The sequence below is a fragment of the Mycobacterium liflandii genome (genome assembly GCF_022354805.1).
Taxonomy (GTDB): Bacteria; Actinomycetota; Actinomycetes; order Mycobacteriales; family Mycobacteriaceae; genus Mycobacterium; species Mycobacterium marinum.
In genome coordinates this window covers 3068706-3087193 of record NZ_CP023138.1, presented here as the reverse complement: position 1 = coordinate 3087193, position 18488 = coordinate 3068706, and the positions used below count along the sequence as shown (strand labels likewise).

The following is an 18488-nucleotide window of genomic DNA, read 5'->3' as shown; positions in this document are numbered from 1 at the left end:
CCGTACCGTCAGCACCACCGTCCTTGCCGGCTTCTCCTGACGCGGCACCCGAGGAGCCTGCCGTGCCGGCGGCACCGTTGCCGCCCTTGCCGCCGACCCCGTTGTTGACTGCCCAGGTGCCGTTGCCGCCGTTGCCGCCGTTGCCGGCCGTACCACCAGTTCCGCCGGCCCCGCCGTCACCGCCGACACCCTGGCTGCCGTCGCTGTAGCCCACCGCCTGCGCGGTACCGCCGGCGCCACCATTACCGCCGCGGCCGCCGGTACCGCCCTTGCCGCCGTCACCGCCCTCACCGCCCGCGCCACCTGCCGGGCCCGTGGTACCGACCTGGCCGGCCCCGCCAGTTCCGCCGACACCGCCGTCGCCGCCACTGCCACCGGTGCCACCATTGCCGGCATTGGCCCCGCCCTTGCCACCTGCTCCACCCACGCCGCCGTCGCCGGCCTGTCCGCCGGCTTCACCGTTGCTACCAGCTGAGACACCTGCGGCCCCAGCCTTGCCCGCGCCACCATTGCCGCCGGTACCGCCGTCGCCCCCGTCGCCGTAGAGCCCGCCGTCACCGCCGGCACCTCCCGCCCCGCCGGCGACACCGATTGCACCGCTGCCGCCGTTGCCGCCTTTGCCGCCGTTGCCGCCTTTGCCGCCGTTGCCGCCGGTGGTGGGGCTGAGCCCGTCTGCGCCATGAGCGCCGGTGGTGGCGCCGGCTCCACCAGCCCCACCGCCCCCGCCCAGGCCCGGATCGCCACCGTCGCCGCCCTTGCCGCCGACGGCACCCGAGCCGGCGGCCGCGTTTGCTCCGCTGCCGCCGGTGCCGCCCTCTCCGCCGGCCCCACCATCACCACCGGCTCCACCGCCCCCCTGGATGCCGTCGGAGAATCCCGCGGCCTGTGACAAACCACCCGCACCGCCGTTGCCGCCGGCCCCACCGACGCCGCCAGCGCCCCCGTCACCCGCGTCGCCACCGTTAAGGCCGGCCTTAGACGAGCCGTTGAACCCGTTGCCGCCTCGGCCGCCGGTTCCGCCAGTGCCGCCACTGCCACCGTCACCGCCATCGCCACCGTGACCGGCCAGGGTGCCACCCACGCCTCCGGCGCCTCCGTCGCCACCTGCCCAACCGGAACCACCGGCACCGCCGTTGGCACCCACCACATCGCTCGACCCGGCCGTGCCGATCGATCCGGTACCTCCGGTGCCGCCATTGCCGTAGCGCCCGCCGTCGCCGCCCGCACCGCCAGCGCCCCCGGTGCTGCCGGTGGGACCCGTCGTACCGCTGCCGCCGTTACCGCCGTCACCGCCGTTGCCGCCAATGGTCTGGGTCAGCCCATCCGCGCCGTGGGCACCGGTAACCGAGCCGGTTCCACCAGCCCCTCCATCCCCGCCGTCGCCGCTATCGCCACCGTGGCCACCATTGCCCCCAGCTAGCCCCGAGCCGGCGGCCGCGTTCGCGCCATCGCCACCATCACCGGCGCCTCCACCGGCCCCACCATCACCACCGGCTCCCCCGACACCTCGGATGCCATCGGAAAATCCCGCAGCCTGCGCCAGCCCACCCGCACCACCGTTGCCACCGGCCCCACCAACACCACCCATACCGCCACTGCCACCAGCGGTGCCGTCCAGGCTCAGCTCGGTACCGTCAGCACCACGGCCACCGTCGCCACCAATACCCCCGGTACCACCGTCTCCACCAGCACCACCAACACCACCGTTGCCGTACCGGCCACCATCACCACCAGCCCCACCAGCACCACCGCTGGCACCCACGGTGCTGGCATTGGCCCCATCCCCACCGTCACCGCCGTCGCCGCCAGTGGTCGGGCTCTGCCCGGCGACGCCGTGGTCACCCACGACCGAGCCGCGACCGCCGGCTCCACCAGCACCACCCACACCCGGGTCACCGCCCTGCCCGCCGGCACCACCGGCGCGCCACTTCCAGTCAGGAATGAACCCGCGGCCCCATCACCGCCATCACCCGCGGCCCCGCCAGCACCACCAGACCCGCCGGCACCCCGACCGCCCAAGAACCTGATCAGGCCGCCCTTGCCGCCATCTCCGCCAACCCCACCGACTCCGCCGCTGCCACCGCTTCCACCACCGTCGCCAGCACTACCCGCGATAATCCCGTTGGCACCTGCACCGCCCGCTCCGCCAAGCCCCCCGACGCCGCCCAAGCCTCCCGCGCCGCCGGCACCGATCAACCAGCCACCCCGCCCGCCGGCACCACCGTTGCCGGCGCTGCCGCCGTCGCCGCCGGACTCACCAATCCCGCCCGATATCCCGTCGGCGCCGTTTCCGCCGGCACCCCCACTGCCTCCGGCACCCCACAACCCGGCGGCAGCGCCACCGGAACCGCCGTCACCGCCAGTTCCGACCACGCCGCCCGCTCCGCCAGAGCCACCGACCCCACCGCTGCCAAACAAGCGCCCACCGACGCCGCCGGCCCCACCGTTGCCGAAGCCGTCGCTGGCACCGCCCACACCACCTGCGCCGCCACGCCCCAGCAGCGGGGCGTTGCCGCCGCCGCCGGCCCCGCCGTCTTGGCCGCCAACACCGCCAGCGCCACCCAGACCGCCGGTGCCGATCAGACCCGCATTTCCACCGGCACCACCGCCACCACCAGCACTAGCGAGGCCCCCGCCACCGGATCCACCGGCTCCGCCGGCACCCCACAACCAGGCCCCTCCGCCGGCACCGCCGGCACCGCCACTCAACGCACCCTGTCCGCCAGCACCGCCGACGCCGCCGTTGCCGTACACCAACCCGCCACGCCCGCCGACACCGCCACTACCGCCGTTGCCCGCCGCGTTGATTCCACCCGCTCCGCCGGCGCCGCCATTGCCAAACAACCCGGCCGACCCGCCGGCCCCACCAGCCTGGCCGGACCCTGGCGTTGCATCCACGCCATTGCCGATCAACGGACGTCCCAACCACGACTGTGTGGGCGCATTAATCGCGTTCAGCGCATTCTGTTCCGCGAGTTGCAAGGCCGATATGAGCGATGCATTAGCCGTCTCCGTGCTGACATAAATTCCGGTGCCCGAAGTCAGCGTCTGCACAAATTGTTCGTGAAACGCCGCCATCCGGGTGCTGAGCGATTGATATTCGGCCGCGTGAGTACCGAACAACGTCGCAATCGCCACCGACACCTCATCGGCCGCAGCGGACAGCACCGTCGTGGTCGGTCCCGCTGCCGCGGCATTGGCCGCCCCGATCGAAGACCCAGGGCTCCGGCGAACTGATCTACGACGCAGCCGCCGAGTTGATCGCAAGCGACGGACTCAGCGCGTTCGACATCGACAAGCCGCCGCCCGAGTGCACTGCTCGCGCGCGACCATCTATCGCTACGCCGGGGGCAAAGCCAAGATCCGCGATGTTGTCATCGCGCGGGCCGCGGCGCGCATCGTCGAATCCGTTCGCACACAGGCCGAAAGCCTCACTGGCGCTGAGCGAGTGGTCGCCTCGGTCGAGTTTGCGCTTGCCGGCGTCCGTTCCGACCCATTGGGCCGGCATCTTGTCGGATCGTTCCCAAAGAGCGCAAACGGGGCCGAGTGGTTCGTGGGTTCCCAGCTGGTAGCCAACTTCGCGGCCGATCTCGCCGGAATCACCGGCGGTGACCACCAGGCCGGGGGGTGGCTGGTTCGAGTGGTGCTGTCGCTGATCCTTTGGCCCGCCGAGGACGAGGAGATTGAACGCCAACTCGTGCACCGGTTTATCGGCCCGGCGTTTGGCCACGAATCGGGATTTGATGCAAACAACTCACGCGTCGCCGAAGCCGCCTCATAGCTTCGGCCCAAACCCGTGTCGGTTCCCAATGGTGTTGCACCGCTGTAGAGCGGCTTTACCTCACGGCCAGTTCGAGATTCTCCAGCCGGCGAACCAGCATGCTGGGCAACCATCGCCCGACATCAGCGGCCTCGATCACAGTGGTTCGTTCCAGCAGCAGGCGCAGCACGATCTGTGCCTCCAGGCGTGCCAGTGCGACGCCGACGCAGAAGTGCGCCCCTTTGCCGAAACTGATGTGGCCCTTGCCGCCCGGCCGATCGAGGCGGAACTCTTCGGGCGCATCGAACTGGACCGGGTCCCGATTGGCCGCCCCCCACATCAACAGCAGGTGCGAGTCGGCAGGCAGAGTCAGGCCGCCCAGCGTGGTGTCATTTCGTACGTGCCGGTAGTGGCCCCGGAAGGGGGCTTCGTAGCGCAGCGTTTCTTCAACGAACGCGCCGAGCAGCTGCGGATTGTCGCGCACCTGCTGCTGGATGTCAGGACGCGTTGCCAGTATCCACACCGCGCTACCCAGCAGTGATGCCGTGGACTCACCCCCGGCGGCGAACAGCATCACCATCATCAGGTTGGCGGTCAGGCTGTCCAGCTCCCCGGTCGCACACGCGGTAGCCAGCTCGCCCAACAGATTCTCCTGCGGGTCGGCTGCGGCTCGGGCGAATTGCTCGGTGATATAGCCACTGAGCTGCATCACAGCGATGCCTGCGTCGGCGAGCTGGTCTTGGTCGACGAGCCCCTCTAGCAGCTGGGTTGCGCCGTAGCCCCACTGGACCAACTGGGCAATGTCCGCGTCAGGCAGACCGATGAGCTCGGCGACGACCATCATCGGCAAACGGTTGGCGATGGCGTCCATCCATTCGATACGCCCGCCCTGCAATCCATCGAACCAAAGCCGTTCTGCAGTCTCGGAGACGAACCGTTCCAAGCTGCGGATGCGCCTGGCCGCCAGATGGCGCACCAACAGCTTGCGGTGTACCGCGTGGGCGGGATCGTCCGCGATGGCCAACACATGAGTGGGCCCGCCCAGCTGATCCATCTCGAACGCCGCGACCTTTCCGTCCGGCGAATACGTCATGGTCGCGGTCAGGTTGGAAGAGAAGTCTTCGGGGCGGCTGATGGCGTCGTTGACCGCGTCCCAGCCGCACACGGCGTAGAACTCCGAGTCCGCAATGCGATGCACCGGCCCCTCCGCGCGCATGCGCTCGTACAGCGGGTACGGATTCTGCAGAGATTCGGTGCCAAAAAATGTCATGGCATCGCTCGCGACTTTCATTGCTCCAGCCTGGGGGCAGAAAACGGCACGTCAACGGCGCGACAACAAGTCTAGAACGGCCCCCCGGCACCATGATCTCAGTCATTCTCAGCGCGGGCGTCATACCTGCGCATACTGAGGCCAACATGGCGAGGTTTGTCTCACGCTGAGAGATCCGGGCCCACCCGTTGCAACCGGTTCTCACCCGAGCCAGCCCTCCACCGACTCGATAGCGTTGCCCGGCTCCCGGCCTAGCCTCCGCCACCGAAGCCCCCTGACCGCCGTTACCGCCAGAGCCGCCATTGATGCCTGAGGGTGCCCCGCCGGTGGCCCCGCCGGAGCCGTTTTGGCCGGGGTAGGGGCTGCCATCGACAACTCCCACCCCACCGGTGCCGCCGGCCCCGCCGTTTCCGCCCGCGCCCCCAGGTTCGGTCACACTGAAGGGTGGGACTCCCGTATCGGTGCCCAGGCCCCCCGCTCCGCCGGCCCCGCCATGGCCGCCGTCACCGCCTGAACCATTGAGCCCGATACCGCCGAATCCGCCGGCTCCACCGTTACCTCCATCACCTGCACTGCTCAGCCCGCCCGATGCATCGCCTCCGTCGCCGCCGTCACCGCCCGAGCCACCATCTCCGCCCTGCGAGGTACCAGTGCCACCGGTGCCGCCGGTTCCGCCGGCACCGCCATTGGCCCCGAAGTAGGAATCGCCTCCGTACCCGCCGCTACCCCCGGTGCCGCCAGTCGCTCCGGTGCCGCCCGCGCCTCCCAAGCCGCCCTGACCGCTCTTGCCGCTGTTCGAGTCGCCGCCGTCACCGCCGACGCCGCCCGTACCACCGGTTCCGGCACCGCCCGATGCCCCCGTTGCGCCGATGCTCGATCCGTCGCCGCTGAGGCCGCCACCGCCCCCACTGCCGCCCTGGCCGGCCGTACCGCCGGTACCCCCGGTTCCGCCGGTACCAAACCCCGTGGCATAGCTACCGGTGCCGCCAGCACCGCCGGTTCCGCCGGTCCCACCGATTCCGCCTTGGCCACCGGCGCCCCCGGCGCCGTCGACGCCGTCCTGGAACCCGCCAGCCTGGGCCTGGCCACCGAGTCCTCCCGTCCCGCCGGTTCCGCCGGTGCCGCCCAAACCACCGGTAGACCCGCTACCACCTTGCACGCCCGAGCCCGTGGGCATCGACAAACCCGTGGCGCCGGTGCCGCCCTGGCCGCCGACTCCGCCCGTGCCGCCGGCACCGCCAGCGCCACCGTCGCCGGCTTGGGCTCCGCCGAGACCCCCGGCCCCGCCGTCACCACCGGTTCCTCCGGTAGCACCGGCGTCACCGAGCAGACCCGGCGTCGTGCCGCCGGCACCCGTGGCGCCTTTGCCGCCGGTGCCGCCCGTGCCACCATCGCCGCCGTTGCCGTAGAGCCCACCGGCGCCACCGGCCCCACCGGTCCCCCCTTTGGATCCGGTAGCGCCGCTGCCACCGGTGCCCCCGTCGCCGCCGTCGCCACCACTGGTGGGACTGGTCCCCGCCTTGCCGGTGCTCCCCGTGGTCAAACCGGTCCCGCCTTTGCCGCCAGCTCCCCCAGCACCGGGATCACCGCCGTCCCCGCCATTTCCACCGGTCGCACCGGAACCCGCCGCCGCATTCGCGCCGTCGCCGCCATCGCCCGGATTCCCTCCCTCGCCACCGTTGCCGCCGTCACCACCGGCTCCTTGGGTGCCGTCGGAGTATCCAGCCGCCTGCGCCTGACCGGCGTCGCCGCCGTTGCCGCCGGCGCCCCCATCACCCCCGGCGCCGCCGTCCCCGCCGTCCCCAGCGTTGGGGTTGCCCCCGGCGACTCCGTTGGCGCCGTTGCTGGCGTCACCCCCCTTACCTCCGGTGCTGCCGTTACCGCCATCGCCGCCGTCGCCACCGTCCTGTCCGGGCGTGAGGCCTCCGAAGCTATTTGTGCCGGAGGCTCCGTTACCGCCGTCGCCCCCGTCGCCGCCATTGCCGTAGAGCCCACCATCGCCACCCGCTCCGCCGGCCCCACCGCTGGCGCCGTTGAGGGTGGCATTGGCGCCGTTGCCGCCGTTGCCTGCGCTGGTCGGGCTGACGCCGTCGGCGCCTTCGGCACCCGTCGTGGAGCCACTACCGCCGCTACCGCCGGCCCCACCGACTCCAGGGTCGCCACCGTGACCACCGTCGCCCCCGGCCTGACCAGAACCCGCGGCCGCGTTTGCTCCGTCACCGCCGCTACCGGCGCCGCCCCCAGCCCCGCCGGTGCCGCCGTCGCCTCCGACACCCTGCGTGCCATCGGCGAAGCCGGTGGCCTGGGCCTGGCCAGCCGCACCGCCATTGCCACCGGAGCCGCCGGCTCCGCCGTTGCCACCGTCGCTGCCGTCGAGCGACAAACTGGTGCCGTCGAATCCTTGACCGCCGTCTCCGCCCTGTCCACCAGCGCCGCCGGTGCCGCCGGCACCACCATCACCACCGTCGCCGCCCAGGGCTTCGCCCATGCCGCCGGCACCACCATTGCCGCCGGACCCACCGGTGCCGCCGCCGGTGCCATTACCACCTACGACCGACGAAATGCCCCCTGAGCCGGTGTATCCGTCCCCACCGGCACCACCGTCCCCGCCGTTGCCGTACAACCCACCGTCACCACCGGCGCCACCGCCACCGCCGTCGCCACCGGTCGCTGCGAACGCGGCACCATCGCCGCCGTCACCGCCGTTGCCGCCAGTCGTGGGCGCGGCCCCGTCGGCCCCGTGTGCGCCCGTCGTGGAACCGCTTCCGCCGGCTCCACCGCTTCCCCCGGCACCGTTATCCCCGCCGTTACCGCCGTCACCCCCGGCCATGCCAGAACCCGCCACCGCGTCCGCGCCATTGCCACCGTCACCGGCAGTCCCGCCCGCGCCGCCACCGCCGCCGGCCCCACCCATTCCCTGGACGCCGTCAGAAGACCCCACGGCCTGGGCCTGACCGGCCGCGCCACCCGCACCGCCGGCCCCACCGACACCACCGGCGCCACCGTCGGTGCCATCGAGGCTGGCGCCAGTAACACCATCAGCCCCACCCGCGCCGAGCCCACCACCTCCACCGGTAGCCCCAGCCCCACCGACACCGCCGTCACCACCATGGCCTGCCAGCGCACCCCCCATGCCCCCGGCACCACCGGCGCCCCCGGCACCACCGACATCACCGGAGGCACCCGCCACGGTGGCATCCTGACCGTTGGCACCGGCATACCCATCCCCACCGGCACCACCGTCACCGCCGTTGCCATACAGCCCGCCATCACCACCGGCGCCGCCGACACCACCGCCGCCTCCGGCGCTGACGGCGTCGGCTCCACGGCCACCACTGCCGCCGTTGCCGCCGGTCGTGGCAATGGCCCCGTCCGCGCCGCGGTCGCCCGTAGTCAATCCGGACCCGCCGGCGCCGCCAGCGCCACCCAGGCCCGAGTCGCCGCCGCGCCCACCGGCTCCACCGGTGCCATCGCCCCCGCCCGCGAACGTGCCCGTGGCGCCGGCGCCACCATCACCAGCGGCCCCACCGGTACCGCCCTGGCCGCCGGTCCCACCGGCACCCTCACCGCCCAGGAAGCGGATCAGGCCGCCCTTGCCTCCAGCGCCGCCGATGCCCCCGGCGCCGCCACTGCCGCCGTTGCCGCCCGTGCCACCGGCGCTAGCCGGCACGAGCCCGTCGGCTCCGGTACCACCGGCGCCACCGGTGCCCCCGATACCGCCCGCGCCTCCCGCCCCACCGGCACCGATCAACCAGCCACCGCTACCACCGGCGCCGCCGTTACCCGCGTCACCGCCGGCTCCACCGGACTCACCGGCGCCGCCCGCCAAACCGGTGCCGCCCTCGCCGCCGGCGCCACCGACCCCGCCGTCGCCCGAACCAGCACCACCACCGACCCCACCGGCACCACCGGCGCCCCAGAGCCCGGACCAACCACCGGAGCCTCCCGCACCTCCGACCATTCCCTGTCCACCGGCGCCGCCAATTCCGCCGTTGCCGTAGAGAATCCCGCCGCTGCCACCGGCCCCGCCAGCAGCACCGGTGCCCGACGCGCCGGCAGCGCCGCCCGCGCCCCCGGCACCGCCATTACCGAATAATCCCGCCGCCCCACCAGCGCCGCCGGTCTGGCCGGTGCCTCCCGAGCCGCCATTGCCGCCATTGCCCCACAAAATGCCGCCGGCCCCGCCTGCTTGCCCGGTGCCGGCAGCTCCATCGGCACCGTTGCCGATCAACGGACGCCCGAACCAGGATTGCGTGGGCGCATTGATCAGTTGCAGCGCAGCCTGTTCCACGGCCTGCAGGGGTGCAGCATTGCCCACCTCGGCGGCCGCGTAGGACCCCACTCCCGCGCGCATTGTCTGCACGAAGTCGTCGTGAAAGGCCGCCATCCGCGTACTGATGGACTGATACTCGACAGCGTGTGCGCCGAACAGCTCCGCAATCGCCTCCGACACCTCATCGCCACCAGCGGCGAGCACGCTGGTAGTGGCCCCCGCGGCCTGTGCATTGGCGGTGCCGACCAAAGACCCGATCCGCGCTAGGTCTGACGCAGCCGCGGCCACATACTCCGGCAACACATTCACAAACGACATTCCCACCCCTACCCACTCGTTGACGAGAGCTCCGTGGGCCAGCCTTGCCAGCCCAGATTTCGAGGTCAACGGCGTCGCACACACTTGATACACAGGCCCGCTAGCGGCACCCGACGTCGTCTCAGGCCGGGGCTTGGACCTGTGATAGCAGCCAGATAGATGGACGAGTCCGTCTCACATTGAGAAGTTATGAATTTCTCAAAACGGGGGGCGGCTTTCAGTACGCAAAGGTAAGAATGTGGCTCACACGAGGTGATCACCGACCCGCCCGGAACTCTCAGATCAAGCCCTGATCGATCCCATCTCGAACACCGGAGTGGATGCCCTTGACATCGACATGCTGGCACCAAGATCAGCTGCGGGGGACCAAACCTTGCGCCACACCCTGATTCGCCACCTCTGTGCGGAAGAATGTTATTTACTTTGAACAACTTGCCACTTGGTATTTCGAGCGGGGAGGACACTGACCAGTGCCCAACGACGACTGGCTCGTCGGAGGCGATCGGCGCCGCGCCGCCGCCGATCGAATTTATGACGCCGCCACCGACCTCATCGCCCACGAGGGAATCAACCAACTCGACATCGACAGGCTTGCGACCCTCGTCCATTGTTCGCGCGCGACCGTCTATCGCTACGTCGGCGGTAAGAACGACATCCGCAACGTTGTCGTCAAACGCGCTGCCGCACGCATCGCCGACTCGGTCCGCTCGGCGGTGGAGAATCTTAGCGGCCGAGAACGCGTCGTCGCCGCGATCATCTTGTCGGTCCAACGCATTCGAGCCGACCCGCTCGGCCAACTCATGATCAGCTCGATTCATGGCGGCACTCAGGAAGTCGCCTGGCTTGCCGACTCGCCGCTGCTTGCGGGTGTGGCCAGCGACCTCACCGGACTTGCCGGCGGTGATCCCCACGCCGCGAGATGGGTGGTCCGCGTAGTGCTATCGCTGATGTACTGGCCGGCCGAAAGCGAAGACGTCGAACGCCTCATGGTCGAGAAGTTCGTCGCACCGGTATTCGCCGAGTAGCGGTGGCCGCGAGGGATACCCGTGAGTGGGTCCCGGTGCCGCGCGGCCTGGGGCTGCAGTCTCCCACCGTCGGCGGTGCCGTCGAACTGGAAGTCCATCGCCCGAAACAGCGTTGCGACGCATCGCTGATATCCCCGCTACGGCGGGTGATCGTGTTATCTCGAGATGGGATATTGGTACCGGCGCTGGGCGCGGCACCCACCTGGCCACAGCCGATGCGGCCGCATTTCCGCATTGTCGGATCAATTCAGATGTCCGGCAGTCACTTCCCGGACCAGTGTCGGCTTGCTCGCCACCGAAGCTGGACTGGTAGTCAGCCATACCGCACCTGAAGGACCTCATCCGGGGAGATCATTGCTGGCCGGCCCCGACGGCACTCGTGGCCCACGTTGACGGGACCATCGGGATACCTGAAGCAGTTGACGTCGACCAACCCCTAGCCGAAGCCGTCGCTGGGGAGCCAGCAGTATCGGCAAAGCCCGCCACCGTAGCCACTTCGCGAGACGGCTGCGCCACCTCCGCAGGTATGTGCCTCGGTGCCATCATCTCGACGGGGTTCGCGTCGACCGAGTCATCAGTGGTCGCGGAATCCGAATCGAGGGGGTGGGACGTGATCCGATCAGTGCCGGTATCGGATTCGGCGCCGGAGAAATCGGGCGCCGACTGCTCCCGATAGTTGACGTAGCCGCCAATGCCAAGCGGCAACGCGACTGGCAAGGTAATCGCGGCCGCGGCACCGAGGCCAAGTGGGACGAGAGCACTTGAACCCAGCACCAATAGCAACGTCGCCAGCGGATAGTTCCACAACAACGCCACAACGGCCCCCAAGAGAAACGGAACCCAGTCGGCAAGGAACCCGCCGATAGCTGAAAGTAGCCCTCCAATTAGCCCAAGGAGACCCTGCAGCAATGACAACAGCAGAGGTATGAAGAACTCCCAAAACAAAAATGCGACCGTTATGCCCAAATAGGCCACTTCGAGAATCCCCTGCCAGACCCATACAAGCATCCCGACGATCCACGACCAGATGCTGCCGATGACCTCGGCGCCGCCCAGGGCCGCGGTGCTCCCCGCACTACCGGCCGGTCCCATTTCACGATCTTTGAGGATCACTGGCGCGGGCGAGTTGTGTGGCGCTGAGCCCAGCGCCACAGCCGAGATCGCGTCATAGACGCCCATCGTGGTGGCGGCCTGCACCCACATGCGGACGTAGTCGGCCTCATTGAGGGCAATTGGAATAGTGTTGATACCGAAGAAGTTCGTCCCCAACAACACCGCGTGAGTGGTGTGGTTGGCCGCCAGCTCGGTCAGGGTCGGCATCGCCGCTAACGCACTGATATATGCCGTTGCCACGATTTCGAGCTGGGCCGCCGATTCACCGCAGACAGTGCTGTTCTGAGCTAACCACTGCAGGTAGGGCAGATATGCGGCCATGCAACTCTCGGCACCAGGGCCCTGCCACGCCCCGACCTGCATCCCCGCCAGTTCTGCAGCCAACTCCTCTGCCGCCGTGGCGTATTCAGCCCCCAGCGAACCCCACGCCGCGGCGGCGGTGAACAGCGGACCAGGGCCCGAGCCACTCCACAATGCACTCGAAAGTACCTCCGGCGGCCAGGCTATCCATACGGACGCCGTCATTACAGACCTCTTGAAGTTGCACGCGAAGCCGCTGTCGCGATATCGCCACCGGCGTCCCCGAGCCCGGCCAGGGTTCGACTGGAAAACCCCGCCCCGCTTTGCCAATTCGCCAGATTTGATACCGGAAGCATCGTCTTGCTGGCCGTTGCCGAACCCTCGGAAGTTAATCGCGTCACGACCATAAGCCCCTTTCGACCTCGCCCTGCCCCGATAGAGGCTGCGGGGTGACCGCCAATACCCACCACCAATCGAGGTATCGATCAACCGCGTTCCGTCCTAGCAACTCCCGTGAACGCGTCATCGCGACCGGAATGTGCGGCATACGGTAGTGAGCGTATGGGGGCTCGTCAGTACTTCGGCGGCACTGGGACTTCCAATGAGGACGCCTTCTGACCATTTCTCATGGTCATGGAACCTCGGGGCTGGCTAGCGCACATTAATTCCATGTGAGTCTAGCCAAAACCATTTTCTGTCAACAGGATTGACACTGAACCTGCCGCGGGAGTCAACGTGAATCGCGACCATGGCATCAAAGACCCAGTCCCCGGTGTGGAAATCACGCACTGCACACCGGGTTATTTGACCGGGGTCCACGCGGCATCGCCGATGGCTGGATAGCCCGGCCGATCGCAGTGTTGCCGGTCATCACCGGATCATGGTCGTGGTTGCCTTACCCGTCTTCATTCTTGGCAGGCGGCACAGTTCAGCGATGCCGGCGCGGCAAGCGTTACAACCGAAGCCGCTCGGTCAGGTTGCCGCCGCGGGATCTTGTGCTTCCCGCCCGGAGTCGCGAAACACACAGATGCCACCCTCGGGTGGTCCCGGATCCGACTTCTTGCGGCGAATCAGACCGCCAGCGCTAAGACTTCGTCAAAGCCAGCGACCAGAGCGCTATAGAACACGTCGTAGTCGGGGATTGCCCCAGTATCGACATTGATGCCGAGCGTGCAGCTATCCACGTAGGACAGCAGGGTGACGTTGACCGCCGCACCGATCGTTGGACCAAATGCGTATTGGGTGCGCACTGCGGCACCGCCCAGAAACACCGGCCCGGGCACCCCGGGCACATCGCTGGTCAGAAAATCAACATGCCGCAGAACCGAACCTATGTACCACCGCGGCATCAGGTTCAAAAAGCCGGCGATGGCTTGCGTATGCGGCAGCGACTTTTCCTGTCGCACCGCGCTGACCCGCTCGTGTATGGCCTTGATTCGCTGTGCCGGGTCGGCTTCGCCGACCGGAATATCGAAGCGCATGATGGTGATACGGTTGCCGCCCATACCATCGTCATCGGTTCGCAGACTGATCGGCATCGTCAGGTGTAGGTCACCAACGCCGACACCGTGTTTCTCATGATAAAGGCGTAGTCCACCGGCCACTCCGGCCACGAATGCCTCGTTGAGTGCACCCCCGCATCGGTGGGCGGCCTCGCGCAACTGCAGCCGAGGCACCTCGAGGACGCCGAGGTGCCGGATCAAACTGCGTTCCTTGATCAGCGGAGAACCGGTGTGGTTCAGTGGCCGAACGGTTCGGTAAACCGAGGCGGCGTTGGCTGCGGCCGATCGCGCTGTCACTACGGGCCGCCGCAGGCTGTTGTACAGCAACAGCGGACCCCCCTTGATCGCTCCGGTTAACGCTCTGGCCAGCATGGACACGCCGTAGCGCCAGGAGTCGCGGTACCCGTCGAGCCACGAATGCCGGGGCAGTTCCGCAACCGCCGGCAGCGACGGGTGTGCACCCACCTCTGCGGACAGGTCAAACAGGTGCATGGCGATCTGGACGCCACCGACACCATCGGTGAGCGCGTGGTGGAACTTGCAGATCACGGCGGCACCACCATCTTGGAGGCCCTCGATCAGCGTCGTCTCCCACAGCGCCCTGGCCCGGTCGAAGTCTTGCATCTCGGCCAACCGGGCCATCTCGAGCACATCCTCGAACGTCCCGGCTCCGGACACCGTCACCCGCCGCATGTGGTAGTCCAACTCGAAGTCGGCGTCCGGCTCCCATCGAGGCGGAGCGGGTGGCGGGGATTCCACCACCCGCTGCCGAAACATCGGCATCTCACGGCTGATCAGGTCGAACCGCTGGCCAGGGCTCCGGCGTTGTTGATTAGCAGGCTTGTGAGCTGGGTTGATGATCTTTGGTGCCGCGCTATTGGGGCCGGAGTGTAGGCACGGGCTATCTGGAGAACGATCGAGTTGGTTACTGTTCGTCGTTGGTCTGGAGTTGCCCGTGCCTACCGTTTCAGTATTGCCTGTGTCGTCGGTTCCAGAGGTGTTCGACCGCTGGAGTCCTGGTGAGCGCAGCGAGCTCATCGGATCGGAGTTTCTCGATGTGTTGGCCTCGGTGCCAGACCCGAGGGACCCACGCGGTCGGAGGTATTCGCTGATGGCTTTGTTGGCGATCGCGGTTCTGGCCACTGCCGCGGGGATGCGCGGCTATGCTGGTTTTGCCACATGGGCGGCCACCGCTCCCGATGATGTGTTGGCCTAATTAGGGGTCCGGTTCCGGCGGCCCAGTGAGAAGACCTTCCGCGATGTTTTGTCTCGGCTAGACCCCTCCGACCTCAACGCCAGGATGGGCAGTTACTTCACTGCACACGTGGCCAGCAGCGACCCCAGTGGATTGGTGCCGATCGCGTTGGACGGCAAGATGCTGCGTGGTGCCTTTACGCGCCAAAGCGACAGCCACGCATCTCGTGTCGGTGTTCGCCCACCGTGCCCGATTGGTGCTCGGTCAACTCGCTGTCGCCGAGAAAAGCAATGAAATTCCCTGCGTACGTGCCCTGCTCACGCTGCTGCCGGGTAGCTTGCGGTGGCTGGTCACCGTGGATGCGATGCATACCCAGGTCGTCACCGCGAAGTTGATCTGCGCCACCTTGAAGTCGCACTACCTGATGATCGTCAAGTCCAACCAAGCCAAAATACTTGCGCGTATCACCGCGCTGCCCTGGGCCGAGGTGCCCGCAGCCGCTACCGACGACTCCCGCGGCCACGGCCGTGTCGAGACCCGCACCCTGCAAATCATCACCGCTGCACGAGGAATCGGCTTCCCCTACGCAAAACAAATCATCCGGATCACTCGTGAACGCTTGATCACCGCCACCGACCAGCGCAGCGTGGAGGTGGTCTATACCATCTACAGCCTGCCGTTCGAGCACGCCCACCCTACCGCGATCATGACCTGGATGCGTCAACACTGGGGAATCGAGAACAGCCTGCACTGGATACGCGACGTCACCTTCGACGAAGACCATCAAAGGGCACATACCGGAAACGGCGCACAGGTCCTAGCAACGCTACGCAACACCGCGATCAATCTGCACCGCCTCAACGGCGCCGACAACATCACCGAAGCCTGCCGGATCACCGCTTTGACCGCCAACCGCCGCCTAGACCTCCTCAATCCACAATTCCCCAGCTCACAAGCCTGCTAATCAACAACGCCGGAGCCCTGAACCGCTGGCGAACCTCATCCCAATCCGGAGATCGATCCAGCAACAAGACCGTGACGACGGTGGATCGAAGGCGCGGATCGCTTTCCATCGACCAGGTAAACGCGTCGCTTTTGCGCATGAATTCGGTCATGTTGACTCCACGCACAAAACGTACGCCAGTCCGTGACCGGGGTCACTAGCGTGTTGGCCGCCAATGACTTTGGTCCCCATGAATTGGGGCCGTTAGTCGACCCCCGGGTCAGGCGCCCAGCACCCGCCGGGTGTAGTCATTGAGAAAGACGCGGTTGGGATCCAGCCGGTCGCGGACCGCGGTGAAGCGGTCCCAGGCCGGATAGCGCTCCCGCAGGCTGGCAGCCCGTTGATAGTGACGCTTGCCCCAGTGTGGCCGGCCGCCGTACTCATCCATGATCGCTTCGACCGCCCGGAAGTAGGTCTCGAATTCCATCCCGGTGTACTGATGCACCGCGATGTAGCAGGTGTCCCGCTCGTAGGCGGTGGACAGAAACGCATCGTCGGGAGCGCTGAAGCGGACCTCGAGGGGGTACATGATCGGCAAGTCGCGACGGCGCACGACCTCGATGACGCGGCGAACCGCCTCCCGCGCATTCTCACGCGGAATCGCGTACTCCATCTCGGTGAATTTGACGTTGCGCGGACTCGGGTAGACCTTCCAACCACGATCTTGCACGCTCGAGGGCGACATCAAACTCGTCAACAGACGATTCAGTTTCGGTGCTGTGCTGGGGAACTGCCGACCGGTCCGGCAGACAAGGCCTAATCCAACGTTTTCGAATTGGTCCCCCACCCGACGCCTCCACTCGGGTACGGGCATGGGGGGCTCTTCGCTGCGGCGCGTGGTCCGTGTCAGCGCCGTCTCGGCATAGGGAAACACGAAAAACTCGAAGTGGTCGTTGTTGTCGACATGCTCATCGAGCCGCTCGAGCGTTTCAGCGAGGGGCTTGAGCTCGTCGTCACGATGCAACGTGAACAGCGGCACTACCTTGAGCGTGAGCTGCGAAATCACCCCGAGAGCGCCGATAGACACCCGTGCTGCCAGATAGTCATCACCCTCGGATAACTCTAGCACCTCACCGCTGGCGGTGACCAGTCGTAGCGCAACGATTTGCGCTGACACGTTGGCAAAGCGGGCTCCGGTCCCATGCGTCGCGGTCGCGGTCGCACCGGTGATGGACTGCTTGTCGATGTCGCCCTGGTTTTCCAGCGCCAGACCGTGCTCTGCGAGCTGCGAAAAGAGTGGACGCAGTTTGGCCCCGCCCTCGACAGTGGCCAGACCGGCCTCGGGATCCACGTTGACGATCCGCTGCATCCCGGCCATGTCGACCATCACGCCGTCAGTGCATGCGCAGTCGGTGAACGAGTGCCCGCTGCCGACCGCGCGCACTCGCTCGCCGCGCTGGCCGGCTTTTGCGACAAGCTCTGCCAATTCGGCTTCCGAAGCTGGCCGGACAATCTCCGACGGCGCACAGTACTGCTCGCCGGCCCAATTTCTCCACACAGTTTTCACCGCGCCAACTCCCTCACTACCGACTCGGCCACGGTGACCGCGTGTGCCACCGTCTCATAATTGACGTTGTCCGGCGTATCGGACATCTGATGGTAATTCGACAGCGCTTTGTGGCGGTCGATCGACGAGAAGCACGCCGTCGGGTAACCCGCCCGGCTCATGATCACGGCGTCGGTGCTGTTGCGAGAGCGCATGCCGCGCCGCAGCGGCGCCTCGGCCCGGTCGGCGGCACGCGCCACCAGGTCACGGAATGGCCGGTGGTAGTAATCCTCCATAACCGTGGTGCCTTCACCTTCGAGCATGATGAGTTCGGGCGAGCCGATGGTGTCGAAATTGGGGAAATACGTGTGATCCCGGTCCAGTTCGGGCTTGTGGCGGGCGACAAATCCGTAAACGCCACCCTGCAGTTGTTCTTCGGCGCCCAGCGACACCAGTAGCACCCGCACGCCCGGCACCGGTCGCTCGCGTAGCCGCTCGGCGAGGGCAACAAGCAACGCGACGGCCGAGAGGTTGTCGTTGGCCCCGGGCACGATTGGACTGCGAGCGATGTCGGTGAACGCCGCTACTCCGATCGCGCTCATGGCTGCGCCCGCGATCATCGTTTTCCGGCTACCGCGCCAAGCACCGACACCGGCGACGATCGGCGCCAAGATTGACGGCCACCAGTTCGGTAGCGAGGTGTCGATGCGCTCGACGATCCCCGGGAACCGCTCGACAAAGAAGCGTTGATAGCCCGGCTCAAAGAACTTTCCGCTGTGGGCGGCGTCATGGTGGGCGCACACCACAACCGTCTCCTGCCCGTCTAGGTCTCCGGCCTCGGCCACAACATTCCAAGTCGTTCGCCGCTGTTGGAGCGACTTGCGTGCGATGCGCACCCCGTTCGAGCAGTCATCGGCGATCGCCAGTCCGGCTCCCACGCCAGCCAGCGCGGCAATGCCGCGCAGCCGCCGACTGATCAGCCCGGCGGCGGCCGCGCCGACCCCAACCGCCGACAATCTGGCGTGTAGCTGCGGATAGCCGTCGTAGAACTGCTCCTCTTCGATCCGTGCATGTTGGGCCCCAGCCGCATCAAGCCAGTCCACGATGCGCAGTGCCGCCTCGTGCTCACCCGGGTCACCGGCCGCTCGCTCGATCGGTGCCAGCGTCTCGATGATCGTGCGCATCGTGGCAAGCTCGGTAGGCAGTACCGTGATCGGACTCATTGCAGCTCCTTATCGCGCAA

7 protein-coding genes and 3 pseudogenes are annotated in these 18488 nt (G+C 67.6%); 3 read left to right on the top strand and 7 right to left on the bottom strand.

The features are described from left to right. Nucleotides 1–1620: 1620 nt before the first annotated feature. On the bottom strand, nucleotides 1621–3168 hold the full coding sequence (locus CKW46_RS13925) for a PE family protein (RefSeq protein ID WP_499017885.1): 1548 nt from the start codon (nucleotides 3166–3168) through the stop codon (nucleotides 1621–1623). Between the two features lie 17 nt (nucleotides 3169–3185). Between CKW46_RS13925 and CKW46_RS13920 the strand changes: the two are divergent. Next, nucleotides 3186–3781 (top strand): annotated as a pseudogene (locus CKW46_RS13920) (TetR/AcrR family transcriptional regulator). 55 nt (nucleotides 3782–3836) lie between these two features. Here CKW46_RS13920 and CKW46_RS13915 read toward each other — a convergent pair. Continuing rightward, complete coding sequence (locus tag CKW46_RS13915) at nucleotides 3837–4631, bottom strand: cytochrome P450 (RefSeq protein ID WP_240274894.1); 795 nt, start codon at nucleotides 4629–4631, stop codon at nucleotides 3837–3839. Continuing rightward, nucleotides 4570–9621: a PE family protein gene (locus tag CKW46_RS13910; protein WP_482053276.1), complete on the bottom strand. Its 5052-nt coding sequence runs from the start codon at nucleotides 9619–9621 to the stop codon at nucleotides 4570–4572. Before CKW46_RS13910 ends, CKW46_RS13915 begins: the two co-directional genes overlap by 62 nt. A 470-nt stretch (nucleotides 9622–10091) precedes the next feature. On the opposite strand from CKW46_RS13910, the gene CKW46_RS13905 reads away from it, so the two are divergent. Next, nucleotides 10092–10646: a TetR/AcrR family transcriptional regulator gene (locus CKW46_RS13905; RefSeq protein ID WP_011740974.1), complete on the top strand. Its 555-nt coding sequence runs from the start codon at nucleotides 10092–10094 to the stop codon at nucleotides 10644–10646. 351 nt (nucleotides 10647–10997) lie between these two features. Here CKW46_RS13905 and CKW46_RS13900 read toward each other — a convergent pair whose 3' ends face one another. Both CKW46_RS13900 and CKW46_RS13895 read right to left on the bottom strand, forming a co-directional pair. Then, complete coding sequence (locus CKW46_RS13900; protein ID WP_015355453.1) at nucleotides 10998–12284, bottom strand: PPE family protein; 1287 nt, start codon at nucleotides 12282–12284, stop codon at nucleotides 10998–11000. Between the two features lie 845 nt (nucleotides 12285–13129). Then, nucleotides 13130–14371: pseudogene (locus CKW46_RS13895) on the bottom strand (wax ester/triacylglycerol synthase domain-containing protein); the annotation flags it as partial. 145 nt (nucleotides 14372–14516) lie between these two features. Between CKW46_RS13895 and CKW46_RS13890 the strand changes: the two are divergent. After that, a pseudogene (locus CKW46_RS13890) lies at nucleotides 14517–15720 on the top strand (ISAs1-like element IS2404/ISMul1 family transposase). Nucleotides 15721–15979: 259 nt separating this feature from the next. Here the strand turns inward: CKW46_RS13890 and CKW46_RS13885 are convergent. Further along, a complete protein-coding gene (locus tag CKW46_RS13885) occupies nucleotides 15980–17266 on the bottom strand; it encodes a D-arabinono-1,4-lactone oxidase (RefSeq protein ID WP_012394368.1) in 1287 nt (428 codons plus the stop codon). Beyond that, the gene (locus tag CKW46_RS13880; RefSeq protein ID WP_482053275.1) at nucleotides 17263–18468 is read right to left on the bottom strand and encodes a M28 family metallopeptidase; all 1206 of its coding nucleotides are present in this window, start codon (nucleotides 18466–18468) and stop codon (nucleotides 17263–17265) included. The genes CKW46_RS13885 and CKW46_RS13880 overlap by 4 nt, the downstream gene beginning before the upstream one ends. Nucleotides 18469–18488 lie beyond the last annotated feature (20 nt).

What these genes read in the sequence shown, in the direction of transcription:
- CKW46_RS13915 (WP_240274894.1), bottom strand. Translation starts at nt 4,631, where the DNA reads ATGGACGCCATCGCCAACCGTTTGCCGATGATGGTCGTCGCCGAGCTC.
- CKW46_RS13900 (WP_015355453.1), bottom strand. Translation starts at nt 12,284, where the DNA reads ATGACGGCGTCCGTATGGATAGCCTGGCCGCCGGAGGTACTTTCGAGT.
- CKW46_RS13880 (WP_482053275.1), bottom strand. Translation starts at nt 18,468, where the DNA reads ATGAGTCCGATCACGGTACTGCCTACCGAGCTTGCCACGATGCGCACG.
- CKW46_RS13910 (WP_482053276.1), bottom strand. Translation starts at nt 9,621, where the DNA reads ATGTCGTTTGTGAATGTGTTGCCGGAGTATGTGGCCGCGGCTGCGTCA.